General features: G+C 69.9%; 15 protein-coding genes. 13 read left to right on the top strand and 2 right to left on the bottom strand.

Annotated features, from left to right (window positions below; genetic code table 11):
• The first annotated feature begins 80 nt into the window (after positions 1-80).
• The 11 genes from FIU88_RS06975 to lipB all read left to right on the top strand — a co-directional run bounded on the left by FIU88_RS06975 (position 81) and on the right by lipB (position 10,410).
• Positions 81-1,373, top strand: a complete 1,293-nt coding sequence (locus tag FIU88_RS06975) for a glutamate-5-semialdehyde dehydrogenase (RefSeq protein ID WP_152480158.1) — start codon at positions 81-83, stop codon at positions 1,371-1,373.
• 38 nt (positions 1,374-1,411) lie between these two features.
• Positions 1,412-2,038, top strand: a complete 627-nt coding sequence (nadD, locus tag FIU88_RS06980; RefSeq protein ID WP_051008812.1) for a nicotinate-nucleotide adenylyltransferase — start codon at positions 1,412-1,414, stop codon at positions 2,036-2,038.
• A gap of 120 nt (positions 2,039-2,158) precedes the next feature.
• Entirely contained in the window at positions 2,159-2,533 is a 375-nt protein-coding gene (rsfS, locus tag FIU88_RS06985) for a ribosome silencing factor (RefSeq protein WP_016854557.1), read from the top strand.
• A complete protein-coding gene (gene rlmH, locus FIU88_RS06990) occupies positions 2,530-2,997 on the top strand; it encodes a 23S rRNA (pseudouridine(1915)-N(3))-methyltransferase RlmH (RefSeq protein WP_152478676.1) in 468 nt (155 codons plus the stop codon). Before rsfS ends, rlmH begins: the two co-directional genes overlap by 4 nt.
• A gap of 21 nt (positions 2,998-3,018) precedes the next feature.
• Complete coding sequence (gene mrdA, locus FIU88_RS06995) at positions 3,019-4,932, top strand: penicillin-binding protein 2 (protein WP_152478677.1); 1,914 nt, start codon at positions 3,019-3,021, stop codon at positions 4,930-4,932.
• A complete protein-coding gene (rodA, locus tag FIU88_RS07000) occupies positions 4,932-6,089 on the top strand; it encodes a rod shape-determining protein RodA (protein WP_016854560.1) in 1,158 nt (385 codons plus the stop codon). Before mrdA ends, rodA begins: the two co-directional genes overlap by 1 nt.
• A 36-nt stretch (positions 6,090-6,125) precedes the next feature.
• Positions 6,126-7,190, top strand: a complete 1,065-nt coding sequence (gene mltB / locus FIU88_RS07005) for a lytic murein transglycosylase B (RefSeq protein WP_152478678.1) — start codon at positions 6,126-6,128, stop codon at positions 7,188-7,190.
• On the top strand, positions 7,187-8,125 hold the full coding sequence (locus FIU88_RS07010; RefSeq protein ID WP_152478679.1) for a septal ring lytic transglycosylase RlpA family protein: 939 nt from the start codon (positions 7,187-7,189) through the stop codon (positions 8,123-8,125). The genes mltB and FIU88_RS07010 overlap by 4 nt, the downstream gene beginning before the upstream one ends.
• 44 nt (positions 8,126-8,169) lie before the next feature.
• Positions 8,170-9,390, top strand: a complete 1,221-nt coding sequence (locus FIU88_RS07015) for a D-alanyl-D-alanine carboxypeptidase family protein (protein ID WP_152478680.1) — start codon at positions 8,170-8,172, stop codon at positions 9,388-9,390.
• 71 nt (positions 9,391-9,461) lie between these two features.
• On the top strand, positions 9,462-9,773 hold the full coding sequence (locus FIU88_RS07020) for a YbeD family protein (protein ID WP_152478681.1): 312 nt from the start codon (positions 9,462-9,464) through the stop codon (positions 9,771-9,773).
• Position 9,774: 1 nt separating this feature from the next.
• Entirely contained in the window at positions 9,775-10,410 is a 636-nt protein-coding gene (gene lipB / locus FIU88_RS07025; RefSeq protein WP_152478682.1) for a lipoyl(octanoyl) transferase LipB, read from the top strand.
• A gap of 101 nt (positions 10,411-10,511) precedes the next feature.
• On the opposite strand, the gene lipA is transcribed toward lipB, so the two are convergent.
• Complete coding sequence (gene lipA / locus FIU88_RS07030; protein WP_016854566.1) at positions 10,512-11,570, bottom strand: lipoyl synthase; 1,059 nt, start codon at positions 11,568-11,570, stop codon at positions 10,512-10,514.
• Between the two features lie 137 nt (positions 11,571-11,707).
• Positions 11,708-12,694 (bottom strand): LysR family transcriptional regulator, encoded by a 987-nt coding sequence (locus tag FIU88_RS07035; RefSeq protein WP_152478683.1) that lies wholly within the window; start codon positions 12,692-12,694, stop codon positions 11,708-11,710.
• Positions 12,695-12,852: 158 nt separating this feature from the next.
• Between FIU88_RS07035 and FIU88_RS07040 the strand changes: the two genes are divergently transcribed.
• Both FIU88_RS07040 and FIU88_RS07045 read left to right on the top strand, forming a co-directional pair.
• Positions 12,853-13,761: a hypothetical protein gene (locus FIU88_RS07040; protein WP_152478684.1), complete on the top strand. Its 909-nt coding sequence runs from the start codon at positions 12,853-12,855 to the stop codon at positions 13,759-13,761.
• Positions 13,762-13,875: 114 nt separating this feature from the next.
• Complete coding sequence (locus FIU88_RS07045; RefSeq protein WP_152478685.1) at positions 13,876-16,434, top strand: DUF3141 domain-containing protein; 2,559 nt, start codon at positions 13,876-13,878, stop codon at positions 16,432-16,434.
• Positions 16,435-16,542: the final 108 nt, after the last annotated feature.

Below are 16,542 nucleotides of genomic sequence, written 5' to 3' on the forward strand. Positions count from 1 at the left end.
TATGGGCTCCTTCCCGATTCGACACGAGCCTGGGGCGTGGCCTGATGCCCCGCACCGATTTCCTGGAGACACTCTACGGCATGACAGCTCACGCCTCCCACTCCGATGACGTCATCGCCGACGTCGATGCCTACATGCAGCAGCTGGGGCAGCAGGCGCGTGACGCCGTCGCGCGTCTGCGCCGCGCCGACACCGCATCCAAGAACGCCGCCCTGAAGGCCATGGCCGAGCGGCTGGGCGAGTCCCGCGATACGGTGCTGGCGGCCAACGCCCGCGACCTGAAGCGCGGTCGCGAGAACGGCCTCGATGGCGCGCTGCTCGACCGCCTGGCGCTGAATGAGGCGCGCTTCGACGCCATGATCGAGGGCCTGCACCAGGTCGCGGCGCTGCCCGATCCGGTCGGCGAGATCGACGGCCTGAGCGCTCGCCCGAGCGGCATCCAGGTCGGCCACATGCGGGTGCCGCTGGGCGTGATCGGTATCATCTACGAATCGCGGCCCAACGTCACCATGGAAGCCGCGAGCCTGTGTCTCAAGTCGGGCAATGCGGCGATCCTGCGGGGCGGCTCCGAGGCGCGCGAGTCCAACGCCGCCATCGCGGCCTGCATTCGCGAGGGCCTCGAGCGTGCCGGGCTACCCGAGGCGGCGGTACAGGTGGTGGCGACCACCGATCGCGCCGCGGTCGGCCGGCTGATCGACATGCCGGAGTACGTCGACGTGATCATCCCGCGCGGCGGCAAGTCGCTGATCGAGCGCATCTCCCGCGACGCGCGGGTGCCGGTGATCAAACACCTGGACGGGGTCTGCCACGTCTATCTCGACGCCACCGCGGATCGCGACAAGGCGCTGGCCATCGCCCTCAATGCCAAGACCCAGCGCTACGGCACCTGCAACACCATGGAGACCCTGCTGGTCGATGCCCCGGTGGCCGAAGACCTGCTGCCCGCGCTGGCCGCGGCCTACGCCGAGCACGGCGTCGAGCTGCGCGGCTGCGAGCGCACCCGGGCGATCCTCGCCGACGTCGTTCCGGCCACCGAGGCCGACTGGGCCGCCGAGTACCTGGCGCCGGTGCTGGCGATCCGTGTGGTCGACGGCATCGACGACGCCATGGCCCACATCGAGCGCTACAGCTCGCGGCACACCGATGCCATCGTCACCGAGAACTACACCCTGGCGCGTCGCTTCCTGGCCGAGGTCGACTCCAGCTCGGTGATGGTCAACGCCTCCACCCGCTTCGCCGACGGCTTCGAGTACGGCCTGGGCGCGGAGATCGGCATCTCCACCGATCGCCTGCACGTGCGCGGTCCGGTGGGCCTCGAGGGCCTGACCACGCGCAAGTACGTGGTGCTCGGCGACGGCCAGATCCGACAGTGAGCGAGGGGCCGGTCAACGAGTGTGCCCCGCGCGTCGCCATGCTGGGCGGGACCTTCGATCCCGTCCATCTCGGCCATCTGCGCAGCGCCGTGGAGCTGCACGAGGCGCTGGGGCTCGATCGGGTGCACATGATTCCCGCGGCCCAGCCGCCGCTGCGCGGCCGGCCGCACATCACCCCCGAAGAGCGCCTGGCGCTGCTGCGCCTGGGCATCGGCGACACCCCGGGGCTGGTCGCCGACCCGCGCGAGCTCGAGCGCGAGGGGCCGTCCTACAGCGCCGATACCCTGGCCACGCTGCGTCGCGACTATGGCCCCGAGGCGCGGCTGGTCATGGCGCTGGGCCACGATGCCTTCCTGCGGCTGGCCGACTGGCATGCGCCCGAGCGTCTGTTCGCGCTGGCGCATCTGGTGGTGGTGGATCGCCCCGATCACGACGATGCGCTGCCCGAGGCGCTCGCCGCGCTGATCGACGGCCGCGAGGTCGATGATGCCGAGGCGCTGATGGCCTCGCCGTGCGGCGGCCTGCTGCGCCTGCGGCTGCCGTCGAGGATGGCGGTCTCGGCCACCGAGCTGCGTCGGCGTCTGGCCGAGGGGCTCAGCGTGCGCTACCTGCTGCCCGAGGCGGTCGAGGAACGAATTCTCTCCGCGGGACTCTATCGTCGCTAGCCGCTGGCGGCCCGGCACAAAAAAACGTGGTCGAGCCGCCATCGGGCGCTGCCAGGCCCGGCCCGAGCCGGTACAATGGTGGCGTGATCATTTTCGCCTAGAGGGGCTGATACGAAGGGTATGCACATCGACGCACTCAAGACGCTGGTGCTCAACGCACTGGAGGAGCTCAAGGCTCAGGACATCACCGTCATCGACGTTTCCTCCCTGACCAGCGTGACCGACCTGATGGTGGTCGCCAGCGGTACTTCCAACCGCCACCTGGCGGCGCTGTCCAACAAGCTGATCCAGACCGTGAAGGAAGAGGGCGTGACGCCGCTGGGCGTCGAGGGCGAGAGCGGTGCCGACTGGGTGCTGGTCGACCTCGGCGACATGGTGGTGCACCTGATGATGCCCGAGACCCGGGCACTCTATGATCTGGAACGCCTGTGGGCCGACCTGCCGAGCGACGGCCAGGCGCTGGAGGAAGAAGAGCGGGCCCACGGCGCTTCATGAAGGTACGACTGCTGGCCGTCGGTACCAAGATGCCCGACTGGGTGACCAAGGGCGTCGAGGAGTACCGCAAGCGCCTGCCCCGGGACTTCGCCCTCGAGGTCGAGGAGATCGCGCCCGGAGCGCGCGGCAAGAACGCCGACACCCGCCGCGCCATCGCCCAGGAATCCGAGCGCCTGCGCGCCCGGCTGAAGGGTGGCGAGCATCTGGTGGCCCTCGAGGTGGGCGGCAAGACCTGGAGCACCGAGCAGCTCGCCCGCCAGGCCGAGGACTGGCGCCTCGGCGGGCGCGACGTGGTGCTGCTGGTGGGCGGTCCCGACGGGCTCGACCCGGCGCTGTCCGCCAGCGCCGACCAGCGCTGGTCGCTGTCGCCGCTGACCCTGCCGCATCCGCTGGTGCGCATCCTGCTGGCCGAGCAGCTCTATCGGGCCTGGACCCTGATGGTCGGCCATCCCTACCATCGCTGAGGCTCGAGGTCTTCGCCAAGCATGCGTCAGCCACGCGACACCCTGAAGAACCCCGAACACGAACTGCGGATCTTCCGCCTGCGCTCGCTGCTGGCGGTGGTGATCGTGCTGGCGCTCAGCGGCTTGCTGGCCGGTCGCCTGTTCTACCTGCAGGTCGTCCAGCACGAGAAGTACAGCACCCGTTCGGAGAAGAACCGCGTACGGGTCGAGCCGCTGCCGCCGACCCGCGGGCTGATCTACGACCGCAACGGCGAGCTGCTGGCCGAGAACCGGCCCACCTACAACCTGACCCTGGTGCGCGAGCGGGTCGACGATCTGGACCAGACCCTGGCGCTGCTGGTCGATCTGCTCGACCTGCCCGCGGATCAGGTCGAGGCCTTCCGCGAGCGCTCGCGCCAGCGCCAGCGCCCCTATCAGCCGGCGCTTCTGATGAGCGATCTCGACGAGGCGCAGATCGCCCGGCTGGCGGTCAATCGCCACCGGCTGCCCGGAGTCGAGGTCGAGGCCCAGCTGCTGCGCTACTACCCGGACGCCGAGGCCATGTCGCACGTGCTCGGCTATGTCGGCCGGATCAACACCGAGGAGCTGCAGCGGGTCGACGGCGGCAACTACGCCGGCACCCACTTCATCGGCAAGACCGGCGTCGAGCGCTTCTACGAGGACACGCTGCACGGCCAGGCCGGGCTGCGCAAGGTCGAGACCAACGCCCGCGGCCGAGTGCTGCGCGAGCTCGGCCACACCGACCCGGTGCCCGGCGAGAACCTGACGCTGACCCTGGACAAGGGGCTGCAGCACCTCGCCGTGGACCTGCTCGACGGCCGACGCGGCGCCATCGTGGCGATCGCGCCGCAGACCGGCGAGATCCTGGCCATGGCCTCGGTGCCCGGCTTCGACACCAATCAGTTCGTGACCGGCATCGACGTATCGTCCTATCGCGCGCTGCAGCAGGACATCGACCTGCCGCTGTTCAACCGCGCCATCCGCGGCAGCTATCCCGCGGGTTCCACCATCAAGCCGTTCATGGCCATCACCGGGCTGCGCAACGGCGAGATCACCCCCGACGAGGTGGTCTATGATCCCGGCTACTATCAGCTGCCCAACGATTCCCGCCGCTATCGCAACTGGCTGCGCTGGGGGCACGGGCGGGTGGATCTCGAGCGCGCGCTAGAGGTCTCCAACAACACCTATTTCTATTCCCTGGCCCATGAGCTGGGCATCGATCGCATCCACGACAGCCTGACCCAGTTCGGCTTCGGCACCCGGGTGGCCGCCGACGTCTACGGCCAGAGCACGGGGCTGTTGCCGTCGCGGGACTGGAAGCGGGCGCGCTTCGACCAGCCCTGGTACCCCGGCGAGACGCTGTCGGTGGGCATCGGCCAGGGCTATCTGCAGATCACGCCGCTGCAGCTGGCCTCGGCCACCGCGACGCTGGCCAACCGCGGCCACTGGGTCAAGCCGCGCCTGGTGCACGAGACCGGCGACGAGCCGATGCTGCTCGAGCTGCCCGACACGCCGCCGGACGTCGAGCTCGAGCATCCCGAGTGGTGGGAAGACGTCATCTCCGGCATGGAGCAGGTGCTGTCCGGCAACGAAGGCACCGCCCGGCGCGCCGGGGCCGGGCTCGAATATCGCATGGCCGGCAAGTCCGGTACCGCCCAGGTGTTCTCGCTGGGGCAGGATCAGCGCTACAACGCCGATGAGCTCAAGGAGCGGTTGCGCGACCACGCCCTGTTCATGGCCTTCGCGCCGGTGGAGGACCCGCAGATCGCGGTGTCGGTGATCATCGAGAACGCCGGCGGCGGCAGCAGCCACGCCGCCGCACCGGCCCGCGCCATGACCGACTACTGGATGCTCGAGCGCGATCACGGCGAGCTTCCGCCGGAAGCGGCGGCCGACGAGGACGGCGAGGCGGACGGCGCCGAGGGAGAGGCATGATGGCGATGGTCGACGTCCTGCTCCGACGCCCGTATCCGGTCAAGCAAACCGCGAGCGGCATGTCCCGCAAGCGCAGCCTGTGGGAGCGCATTCACCTGGATCCCTGGCTGCTCGGGCTGCTGCTGACGCTGATGTCGGCCGGCCTGGTGGTGCTCTACAGCGCCGGCGGCCAGGGCATGCAGCTGGTCACCGCCCAGGCGATCCGCTTCGGCGTCGCCCTGGCGGGCATGGTGATCATCGCCCAGTTCACGCCCGCCACGCTGCTGCGCTGGTCGCTGCCGGCCTATCTGGCGGGCATGATGATGCTGCTCGCGGTGGAGATCATGGGCGACATGGGCATGGGCGCCCAGCGCTGGCTGGTGATTCCCGGCGTGGTGCGCTTCCAGCCCTCCGAGATGATGAAGCTGGCGGTGCCGATGATGGTGGCCGCCTGGCTGAGCCGCCGCGAGCTGCCGCCGCGCTGGCAGGACCTGCTGGTCTGCGCGCTGCTGATCGGCGCGCCGGTGCTGCTGATCGCCCGCCAGCCCGACCTCGGCACCTCGCTGCTGGTGGCCATGGCGGCGGTGTTCGTGATCCTGCTGGCCGGGCTGTCCTGGCGCATCATCGGGCTGCTGGGGGCGCTGGCCGCCGCGGCGCTGCCGCTGCTGTGGATGAACATGCACGACTACCAGCGGCAGCGGGTGCTGACCTTCCTCGACCCGGAGAGCGACCCGCTCGGCGCCGGCTGGAACATCATCCAGTCGACCACCGCCATCGGCAGCGGCGGTCTGTGGGGCAAGGGCTGGCTGCACGGCACCCAGTCGCAGCTGGAGTTCCTGCCCGAGAGCCACACCGACTTCATCGTCGCGGTGCTCGGCGAGGAGTTCGGCATGATCGGCATGCTGGTCTTCCTGCTGCTGTACCTGCTGATCGTGTGCCGCGGACTGTGGCTCGCCGGCGCCGCGCAGGAGTCCTTCGGGCGGCTGCTGGCGGGCAGCATCATCCTGACCTTCTTCATCTATGTGTTCGTCAACATCGGCATGGTCAGCGGCATTCTGCCGGTGGTCGGGGTGCCGCTGCCGCTGGTCAGTTACGGCGGGACCTCCAGCGTGACCTTGCTGGCCGGTTTCGGTATTCTCATGGCCATTCATTCGCACCGCCGCCTGCTGCCGCGCTAGCGCGGCGAGCGGGCCGATCGACTCAGGGAGAGCAGCATGACGGTGACGATGTCGCGACACGGACGCCGCTGGTTGGGCCTGGCCCTCGGCGGCCTGCTGGCGGGGCTGTCCGCCGGCGTTTCGGCGGCGGATTTCGACTCCGGGCAGGGCAAGGTCCGGGCGCTGGTAGACGAGGTCGCCGAGCGCGGCGTCGACCGCGGCTGGCTCGAGCAGGCCATGGGCCGCGCCGAGTTCCGCCAGGAGGTGCTCGACGCCATGTCCGGTGCCGCCGAGCACCGCCTGGTGTGGCACGACTACCGCGATATCTTCCTCGGCGAGGAGCGCATCCAGCAGGGCGTCGACTTCATCGACGCCCACCGCGAGGCCTTCGAGCGCGCCGAGGCCGAGTACGGCGTGCCGCCGGAGATCGTCGCCGCCATCCTCGGCGTCGAGACCCGCTACGGCCGGATCACCGGCGATCATCGGGTGCTCGATTCGCTGTCGACCCTGGCCTTCCATCATCCTCGGCGCGGTGACTTCTTCCGCGGCGAGCTTGCCGCCTTCCTCGAGATCGCCTACCGCCAGGAGGTGGCGCCGGAGAGCATCGAGGGCTCCTACGCCGGCGCCATGGGCTATCCGCAGTTCATCCCGACCAGCTATCGCGCCTATGCGGTGGACTTCGACGACGACGGCCATCGCAACCTCTGGACCGATCCCGTGGATGCCATCGGCAGCATCGCCAACTACTTCGCCGAGCACCGCTGGCAGCCGGGGGCGCCGATCTATCACGAGGCCGAGGGGCCGAGCGCGCTGCCCGACGGCATCACCTTCAATGCCGCGCGGCCGCCGAGCACGACCGTGGGCGAGCTGGCCGCGGCGGGCATCGACAGCGAGGCCGGGCTTGCCGCCGACACCGAGGTGGTGCCGCTGGGGCTGGAGCTGGAAGACGGCAGCCTGCGCTATCGCTTCGGGCGCGACAACTTCTATGTCATCACCCGCTACAACCACAGCTATCTCTACGCCATGGCCGTGACCGAGCTGGCCGAGGCCATCGCCGAGGCCGAGGGTCGCCAGGCCGACTGGTTCACCGCGACCGCCGCCGACCCGGAGGAACGCCCATGAGAGCCTGGTGGATCCCGCTGCTGGCCACGCTCGTCCTGGCCGGCTGTGCCGGCGGCGGTGGCACGGCCCCCGTGTCGTCCGCCGGCGTCGACGACGATGAGGCGAGCGGCGGCGGGCGCTACGCCATGAGCAGCGACGCCTATCCCGAGGAGCCGCCCGACGTCAGCCAGGTGCCGGATGCGGTGCCGCGCGTCGAGCCGCGCTCGCGCGCCGGCAACCGCTCGACCTACGAGGTGTGGGGCAAGACCTATCACGTGCTGGACGACGCCACCGGCTACGAGCGCCGCGGCACCGCGTCCTGGTACGGCGAGAAGTTCCAGGGCTATGCCACGTCCAACGGCGAGATCTACGACATGTACAAGATGAGCGCCGCTCATCGCTCGCTGCCGCTGCCGAGCTTCGCCCGGGTCACCAATCTCGACAACGGCCGCTCGGTGATCGTGCGCGTCAACGACCGCGGGCCCTTCCACAGCGAGCGCGAGATCGATCTCTCCTACGCCGCGGCGGCGCGCCTCGACATCCTCGATCACGGCACCGGCCGGGTGAAGGTCGAGGCGATCGATCCCGCCGACTGGCAGGCGCAGCATGGCGGCGCCGACGATGATGCCCGCGCCCAACCCGTGGCCGCCAGCGAGCCGGCCGCCGAGGCCGCGCCGGCACCCGTCGAGGGTGACGCTGGCGACGGCGCGGAGGCGGCGCCGGAGGGCGCCGTCTACCTGCAGGTGGCGGCGCTGGGTTCTGTCGCAGGGGCCGATGCGCTCAAGGCGAGGCTGCAGGACGCGCTCTCACGCCCGGTGCGGGTGGCGTCCGACGCCGGCCTGCATCGCGTTCAGGTCGGCCCGCTGGCCGGCCGAGCCCAGATCGACCCGGTGCGCGGCGAGTTGCGCCGGGCCGGTTTCGACGAAGCCTTTGTCGTCGATACCAGGGCCGACTGAGTCGGCCCCGAATCTTCCCGATGTTCCCGAAGAGACTGTCCTTCATGAAACCCCTGAGCACCATCACGCTACGCCGGCTGCTGCCGTTACTGTTGATCTGTCTGTCGCTGGTATCCTCGCCGCTGCTGGCGCAGGTGCCCCAGCCCGATACCACCGCCGCGATTCCGCGCACGGTGATTCCGTCGCCGCCGCGGCTGGCGGCCAGCTCCTGGATTCTGATGGATGCCGACAGCGGCCGGGTGCTGGCCCAGCACAACCCCGACCAGCGGCTGCCGCCGGCCAGCCTGACCAAGCTGATGACCGCCTACCTGGTCGAGCGTGAGCTGGAGACCGGCAACATCTCGCCGAACGACATGGTGCCGATCAGCGAGAAGGCCTGGCGTACCGGTGGCTCCAAGATGTTCGTCGAGGTCGGCGACCAGGTGCCGGTCAGCGAGCTGCTGCACGGCATCGTCATCGTCTCCGGCAACGATGCCAGCGTGGCCATGGCCGAGTATCTGGCCGGGGGCACCGAGCCCTTCGCCGATCTCATGAACCAGCACGCCGCGCAGCTGGGCATGACCAACACCCACTACGAGAATCCGACCGGCCTGCCGCACGACAACCACTATTCCTCGGCGCGCGATCTGTCGATCCTGGCCCAGCACATCATCAACGACTATCCGGATCACTACCGGATGTACGAGCAGAAGCACTTCACCTACGGCGGGATCGAGCAGCCGAACCGCAACCTGCTGCTGTGGCGGGATGCCAGCGTCGACGGCCTCAAGACTGGCTGGACCGAAGCCGCCGGCTACTGCCTGGTGGCGTCCGCCGAGCGCGACGACATGCGCCTGATCTCGGTGGTGATGGGCACCGACTCCAAGGAGGCTCGGGCCCAGGAGTCCCAGAAGCTGCTCAGCTACGGCTTCCGCTACTTCGAGACCCTCAAGCTCTATGACCAGGGCGCCGTGCTCAATACCCCGCGGGTGTGGGGCGGCGATCGCAACGCGCTCAAGGTCGGCGTGGACGAGGACGTCTTCATGACCGTGCCGCGCAACCGCGACCAGGAGCTGACTGCCAAGCTGGATATCCGCTCCGATATCACCGCCCCGATCGCCGCCGGCGAGCAGGTGGGCACCATGGAAGTGCGCCTCGGCGACGAGGTGGTGGGCCAACGCCCGCTGCTGGCGCTGGAGCCGGTCGAGGAGGGCGGCTTCTTCAAGCGCATCTTCGACAAGGTGCAACGTTTCTTCATCAATCTGGTGGGCGGCTTCTTCGACTGAGCCGGTCGCCTTGGTGGGCGGGCGCGGGTCGCGTAGAATAATGGGTCGACATGCTTTCAGACGGTTGACGGATGAGCAACAAGACCCTGCGCGACCTGCGCCAGCCCAGCACCGCCTCCGGCGGTGAGCCCCCCAAGATCGAATTCCCCTGCGACTATCCGGTCAAGGTCGTGGGCGATGCCGCCGAGGACTTCACCGCCGTGGTGTGCCAGGTGGTGACCCGCCACGATCCCGAATTCGATGCCAGCGCCATCCAGGTCGTGCCTAGCCGCAACGGGCGTTTCGTCTCGGTGCGCATCACCCTGCGCGCCACCGGCGAGGCCCAGCTCCAGGCGCTGTTCGCCGAGCTCAAGGCCTGCGAGCACGTGCACATGGTGCTCTGAGATGGCGCCGCTGACGCTGCATCGCCTCGGACGGCGCCCCTACGAGCCGATCTGGCGAGCGATGAGCGAGCTGACCGATACCCGCGACGCCGACACCCCGGACCAGATGTGGCTGGTCGAGCACGACCCGGTGTTCACCCAGGGGCGTGCCGGCAAGCCCGAGCATCTGCTGATGCCCGGCGACATCCCGGTGGTGCAGACCGACCGCGGCGGCCAGGTCACCTATCATGGCCCGGGGCAGGTGGTGCTCTATCCGCTGCTGGACGTGCGGCGCGCCGGCATCGGCGTGCGCGAGCTGGTCAGTGCACTGGAGAACGCCGCCATCGCGCTGCTGGCCGGGTACGGCATCGAGGCCCGTGCCCGCCCCGACGCACCCGGCGTCTACGTCGGCGAGGCCAAGATCGCCTCGCTGGGGCTGCGTATCCGGCGCGGGGCGAGCTTCCACGGCATCGCCCTGAACGTCGATGGCGATCTCTCGCCCTTCGGGCGCATCAACCCCTGCGGCTACGCCGGCCTGGCGATGACCCGGTTGGCCGACCTGATGGATGATGCGCCGTCGGTGTCTGACGTCGGCGAGGCGCTCGCCGCCTGTCTGGCCCGCGAGCTGGGTCGCGAACTGGTCGACGCCGCGGGATAGCGATAAGCGACAAGCGCCGAGCGACAAGAAACCCCCGAAGGTGGAGCCTTCGGGGGTTTCTTTTGCTGTCGGCGATTTCAGGCTGTTGCCCCGCGGCGGCCTCAGCTGACGTTGCGGGCGGGGATGATGTTCGGGTCGGCTTCCTGGCCGGGCACCTCGACGGGGGAGGCGAGCTCCAGGCCCAGGTTGTTGTTCTCGAACACCCGGTCGGCGCGATAGCTGGAGCGCACCAGCGGGCCGGACGGCACCTCCATGAAGCCCTTCTCGAGGCCCTTCTGGCGATAGCGCTCGAACTCCTCGGGGGTGACCCAGCGCTCCACCGGCAGATGGTTGCGGGTCGGGCGCAGGTACTGGCCGAGGGTGACGATGTCGACGCCGATCTCGCGCAGGTCGTCGAAGGTCTGCATGATCTCTTCCTCGGTCTCGCCGAGGCCGACCATCAGGCTGGTCTTGGTGATCACGTCCGGGCGGTGGCGCTTGGCGTGGGCCAGCACGTCCAGGGTCTTGCGGTAGCCGGCGCGGGGGTCGCGCACGCGGCGGGTCAGGCGCTCCACGGTCTCGACGTTCTGGGCGAACACCTCGAGGCCGGAGTCCACCACCTTCTCGATGGCGCTGGGCGCGCCGTCGAAGTCCGGCGTCAGGGCCTCCACCGCGACCTCGGGCGTGCGGGCCTTGATGGCGCGGATGCAGTCGGCATAGTGGCCGGCACCGCCGTCGGGCAGGTCGTCGCGGTCCACCGAGGTGAGCACGATGTAGCGCAGGGCCATCAGCTCCACCGACTTGGCGGTGTTCTCGGGCTCCTCGGGGTCCAGCCAGCCCTTGGGGTTGCCGGTGTCGACGGCGCAGAAGCGGCAGGCGCGGGTGCACACCGAGCCCATCAGCATGATGGTGGCGGTGCCGTTGCTCCAGCACTCGCCCATGTTGGGGCAGTGGGACTCGGCGCACACGGTGCTCAGCCGATGCTCGGCCACGTTCTTCTTCACGGCGTCGAAGCGCTCGCCGCCGGGGATCTGGGCCCGCAGCCACTTGGGCTTGCGGCCCAGTTCCGGGCTGTCCTCGGCCTGCTGGCGCGCCTTCATGCCATCCTTGATGGCCGTGGCGCCGTGTTCGTTGCGGTATTTCTCGCCGCTGGACACTGACTTGCTGGTGTTGTCGCTCATGAGCTGGCGTTTCTCCACTCGGCGGCCGGTCGCCGCGCGTCTCGCCCTCGGGCGGCCGGTGGTGCTGTCTAGGATCTGTCTATCCAGAATCTCGGGCGCTTAAATTACCATATTTGCTGTCCGGCTGGACAGGCGCCTCAGGGGAGGGCGCTGGGCAGGCAGGCCACGCCGTGGCTGGGCAGGGGCGCGGGGCCGGCGGCGAAATGATGCTGCCACTCGTCCAGATGACGGCGCACGAAGCGCAGGAACAGCTCGGTGACCGGGGTGGGAAAGCGCTCGCGATGATAGACGGTGCACCAGGAATGGCGCAGCGGGAAGCCGGGCAGGTCGAGGGTCGCCAGCAGCCCGGCCTCGAGCTCCAGGCGCACCGCCAGGCGTGGCAGCACAGCCACGCCGAGCTGGGCCATCACGCCCTGCTTGACCGCCTCGTTGGTGCCCATCTCGATGGCGTGATCGAGGCGCACGTCCTGGTCGGCGGCCAGCTCCTCCAGCGCGCCGCGCACCCCGGAGCCGGGCTCGCGCATCAGCAGATAGTGGCGCGCGAGATCCTCGAGCGTCGGGCGCTGTGCCTCGAGCAGCGGATGGCCCGGCCACACCACCGGGATCATCTCGTTGTCGAGGATCGGCATGAACTCCAGGGCGTCGTCGTCCGGCACCCGGGCCATGATCACCAGATCGTCGCGGCGCTCGGCCAGACGCTCCAGGGCCTGGCTGCGGTTGCACACCCGCAACCGGATCTGGACGTTGGGATAGTGGGCGCGAAAGCGGGCCAGCAGGTGCGGCACCACGTACTGGGCGGTCGACACCGCGGCCAGGTTGAGCTCGCCGGTGATGGTGCCCTCGAGGTCGGACAGGCTCATCTGCAGCCGCGACACCTGGCCGAAGATCGCCTGGGTCGAGGCGGCCAGGGCGTCGGCGGCGGGCAGGGCGTGCAGGGTGCGCCCGGCATACTTGAACAGCGGATGGCCGAGGGCCTGCTCGAGCTGGCGGATCTGGGCGCTGACCGCCGGCTGGGTCAGGCCCAGCGCCTCCGCCGCCCGGGAATAGGACTGGCGCTCGTGGACGGCGCGGAATACCTGGAGCTGGCGAAAGGTCAGGCGATTGAGCAGCTTGGGCGTGGTCATGGATCATCCGTAGCGGCGGCGCGGAAGCGTCCGGCAGGGCCTCTTCATGCTAGCATCTCGGCGGTGCCCGCCGGTAATGTCCGACATTCGGCGCCGCGGGCGGGCGCCTGCCCACGGCCGTGTCCGGCGCCGTCATCATCAGCCTGTGGAATCCGCCCATGTCCTCTTCGCTCTCTCTTCCTCGTCGGCCGCTGGTGGTGGGCCATGGCGTGGCGGCCCTGCGGCTGCGTCAGGCCGCCCGGGAACTCGGCATCCTGGCGCACAGCGCCGAGGGCGAGCCCGCCGCGCTGGTGGCCAGGGCGCGCGCGTTGGGCTGCGATGCCCTGCATCCCGGCGAGGCGGCGCCGTCTCGTCAGCTCGCCCTGGCCCGGGCCTGTCGCGAGGCCGGGCTGCGCTTTCTGGGTCAGGGCACGACGCTGCTCGCCGCCATGGCCGACGAGGCGTCCATGCGCCGGCTGGTGCAGGAGGCCGGACTGCCGCTGGCGGCCGAAGCGTCCGGCCCCCTGGTGAGCGTCGCGCTGCTGGCCGACGGCGCCGGGCGAATGGTGCATCTGGCACCGCGCCAGACGCTGCCGGATGGCGCATCGCTGGCGCCACTGCCGTGGCTGACGCCGGAGCGCAGCGCTTATCTGGGGCGGTTGGCCGGCCAGGCCGTGGCCGCGCTCGGGGCGACGGGGCTGGTCGAGGCGAGGTTTCGCGTATTCGACAATGCGGTGGGCTTCGATTCCCTGGTGCCCGGGCCGAACGGCGAGGAGGCCCTCGACGAGTCGCTGTTCGGCCTCGATCCGCTGGTGGCCCAGTGGCGCCTGTGGGGCGGCGAGCGCCTGGGTGAGCGCCAGAGCAGGCTGACCGCCCGCGGCCATGCCCGGCTGTGGCGACTGATCCTGCCCGAGGAGGCGCGGCTCGATGGCGGTCCCGGCGTGCGACTGGACGCCGCCGGCTCCGGGGAGGAAGCGCGGCTGGTGGTGTGGGGGCGGCGCCCCGAGGACCTGCAGGGGCGCGCCCGTCGGGTGCTGACCGCGCTGCTGGGTGAGGAGGGCGCGCGAGCGCACTGGCCCCTCGAGTAAGGTGGCTCTCGCCACGCGGCGGCGTGTGGGTTATATTGCGATGCAGCAAAGGCGGTTCGGCGCTGGAGGCGTGACCGCCTTTATCCCCATGGCGACCCATGGAGCGTCGATAATATGATTCCCCTCATGCCGACTCTGCCTCCCGCCCTGGCGTCCTGGATGGACCCCTTCGGCTTCGGCCGCGCCGCCGTCGATTACTGGCGCGACGGCCTGGAGCGCAGCACGCTTTACCTGGATGTCATGCGCCAGCGTGGCAACCAGTATCTGGAACACATCGAGCAGACCAAGCCCAACGTGCTCGGCTTCGAGTCCGAGGTCTTGCTCGACGGCCGTGACCTGCCGTGTCCCGTCAACTACGAGCTGATGCGTATCCTGCCTCCCGAGGGCGTCGAGACCGATCCGCTGATGCGACCCTTCGTGGTCGTCGACCCGCGGGCCGGCCACGGGCCGGGCATCGGCGGCTTCAAGCCCGACAGCGAGCTCGGAGTGGCGCTGCGCGCCGGCCATCCGTGCTATTTCATCGGCTTTCTGCCTTACCCCGAACACGGCCAGACGGTCGAGGACGTGGTCGAGGCCGAGGTGGCCTTCCTGCGCCACGTGATCTCGCTGCACCCGGACACCGCCGAGAAGCCGATGGTGGTGGGCAACTGCCAGGCCGGCTGGCAGATCATGATGGCCGCGGCGCTGGAACCCGAGGTGTTCGGGCCGATCCTGATCGCCGGCGCGCCGCTGTCCTACTGGGCCGGCCACCGCGGTCAGGCGCCGATGCGCTATACCGGCGGGATGACCGGCGGCAGCTGGGTCACCACGCTGCTCAGCGACCTGGGCGACGGCCTGTTCGACGGCGCCTGGCTGGTGCAGAACTTCGAACGCCTGAACCCGGCCAACACCTGGTGGAGCAAGCAGTACCACCTTTATTCCCGCGTCGATACCGAGGCCGAGCGCTATCTGGACTTCGAGCGCTGGTGGGGCGGTCACGTGGTGCTGGGCGGCCAGGAGATCCAGTACATCGTCGACAACCTGTTCGTCGGCAACCGCCTCTCCACCGCCCAGATGGTGACCGCCGACGGCCGGCGCATCGACCTGCGCAACCTGCGCTCGCCGGTGGTGGTGTTCTGCTCGCGGGGCGACGACATCACGCCGCCGCCCCAGGCCCTGGGCTGGGTGCAGGATCTCTACCAGGACACCGATGACCTGATCGCCAACGAGCAGACCATCGTCTACTGCGTGCACGACACCACCGGGCACCTGGGCATCTTCGTGTCGGGCAGCGTGTCGCGCAAGGAGCACGCCGAGTTCACCGCCAACATGGACTACATCGACGTGCTGCCGCCGGGGCTCTACGAGACCGCGATCTCGCGGGCCGAGGATCGCCCCGACGCCGAGCTGATCGAGCGCGACTACCTGCTCGAGTTCCAGCCGCGCAGCGTCGAGGAGCTGGATCACGAGATCCAGCACCGCGCCGACGACGAGCGTCGCTTCGCCACCGTGGCCCGGGTCTCCGAGATCAATCAGGGCCTCTATCGCGCCTTCCTGCAGCCCTGGGTGCAGGCGCTGGCCACGCCCGAGTCGGCTCACTGGATGCGTCGGATGCACCCCAATCGCCTGGGCTATCGGCTGCTCTCCGATCGCAATCCGCTGATGGTGCCGGTCCCGGTGCTGGCGGATCGGGTTCGCCGCGATCGTCACGAGGTCGGCGAGGACAACGTCTTCCGCGCCCTGGAGGGCGTGGTGTCGAGCCAGATCACTCATGCCCTGGAGGCCTGGCGCGAGCTGCGCGACCGCAGCCTCGAGCGCTGGTTTCAGGACGTCTATGGCCAGCCGCTGCTGCAGCTGCTGGTCGGCCTCGGCGGCGACGCCCCGGTGCGCCGCCAGCCGGGCGCCGAGCCCGAGCAGCGTCGTTTCGTGCAGCAGCGTCACGCGGCGATCCGCACCCGGGTCGCCGAGGGCGGCAGCCACGAGGCGGTGATGCGCTCGGTGATCTACGTGCTGGGAGGCGCGCCGGCCACCGACGGGCGCAACTTCCAGCGCCTGCGGGCCTCGCGGGCCGAGCTGGAGCCGGATGCCCGGCTGGCCGACTTCAAGCACCTGGTGCGCGAGCAGTTCTTCATCCTCGAGCAGGACCGCGAGCTGGCGCTGGAGGCGATCCCGACGCTGCTGGAAGGGCTCGCGGCCGACGAGATCGACGCCCATCTGGAACACATCGACCACGTGCTGGCGGCCAGCGGCGAGCTCAGCGATCGCGCCGCCAAGCGCTTCGCGCGCATTCGCGAGCTGTTCGAGAGCGCCCGCCCCGAGCCGGCGCCATCGACCACGCCCGACGAGACGCCGGAGGGAACGCCCGGCGTGGCGGGATCGTCAGAGGCGTCCGGCACGTCGCCGGCCGCCGAGACACCCGCGTCATCCAAGGCGGATCAGGCCGCTGAGACGCCCAAAACGCGTCCGGCCGCCAGGAAGACGGCCCCTGCCAAGGCCGCTCCGGCCAAGAATGTCACGGCCAAGAGCACTCCGAGCAAGGCCGCGACGGCGTCCAAGGCATCTTCGGCGCCCGAGACCGCTTCGTCGGAGGCGTCCGGGAAGGCGGCAGAATCGCCGGCGAAGAGCGGGGCGCGCCGCAGCGGTCCGCGTCAGACCAGCGCACGGCGCCGCAAGCCGCCCGAGTCCGAGAGCTGAGGTTTTCGAGTCGCCCCAACGCAGGCGCCCCCGCCGATTTCCCGGCGGGGGCGCCTGCGTTGGGGGCGGTGCTTGCCGAGCCGGGGGCGGCGGTCTAGGGTCAAAGGC

Origin of the sequence: Halomonas sp. THAF12 (assembly GCF_009363675.1) — a bacterium.
Lineage (GTDB): Bacteria > Pseudomonadota > Gammaproteobacteria > Pseudomonadales > Halomonadaceae > Halomonas > Halomonas smyrnensis.

Excerpts from the sequence above, each read along its gene's own strand:
- FIU88_RS06975 (WP_152480158.1), top strand. The coding sequence starts at position 81 with ATGACAGCTCACGCCTCCCACTCCGATGACGTCATCGCCGACGTCGAT.
- nadD (WP_051008812.1), top strand. The coding sequence starts at position 1,412 with ATGCTGGGCGGGACCTTCGATCCCGTCCATCTCGGCCATCTGCGCAGC.
- rsfS (WP_016854557.1), top strand. The coding sequence starts at position 2,159 with ATGCACATCGACGCACTCAAGACGCTGGTGCTCAACGCACTGGAGGAG.
- rlmH (WP_152478676.1), top strand. The coding sequence starts at position 2,530 with ATGAAGGTACGACTGCTGGCCGTCGGTACCAAGATGCCCGACTGGGTG.
- mrdA (WP_152478677.1), top strand. The coding sequence starts at position 3,019 with ATGCGTCAGCCACGCGACACCCTGAAGAACCCCGAACACGAACTGCGG.
- rodA (WP_016854560.1), top strand. The coding sequence starts at position 4,932 with ATGGCGATGGTCGACGTCCTGCTCCGACGCCCGTATCCGGTCAAGCAA.
- mltB (WP_152478678.1), top strand. The coding sequence starts at position 6,126 with ATGACGGTGACGATGTCGCGACACGGACGCCGCTGGTTGGGCCTGGCC.
- FIU88_RS07010 (WP_152478679.1), top strand. The coding sequence starts at position 7,187 with ATGAGAGCCTGGTGGATCCCGCTGCTGGCCACGCTCGTCCTGGCCGGC.
- FIU88_RS07015 (WP_152478680.1), top strand. The coding sequence starts at position 8,170 with ATGAAACCCCTGAGCACCATCACGCTACGCCGGCTGCTGCCGTTACTG.
- FIU88_RS07020 (WP_152478681.1), top strand. The coding sequence starts at position 9,462 with ATGAGCAACAAGACCCTGCGCGACCTGCGCCAGCCCAGCACCGCCTCC.
- lipB (WP_152478682.1), top strand. The coding sequence starts at position 9,775 with ATGGCGCCGCTGACGCTGCATCGCCTCGGACGGCGCCCCTACGAGCCG.
- lipA (WP_016854566.1), bottom strand. The coding sequence starts at position 11,570 with ATGAGCGACAACACCAGCAAGTCAGTGTCCAGCGGCGAGAAATACCGC.
- FIU88_RS07035 (WP_152478683.1), bottom strand. The coding sequence starts at position 12,694 with ATGACCACGCCCAAGCTGCTCAATCGCCTGACCTTTCGCCAGCTCCAG.
- FIU88_RS07040 (WP_152478684.1), top strand. The coding sequence starts at position 12,853 with ATGTCCTCTTCGCTCTCTCTTCCTCGTCGGCCGCTGGTGGTGGGCCAT.
- FIU88_RS07045 (WP_152478685.1), top strand. The coding sequence starts at position 13,876 with ATGATTCCCCTCATGCCGACTCTGCCTCCCGCCCTGGCGTCCTGGATG.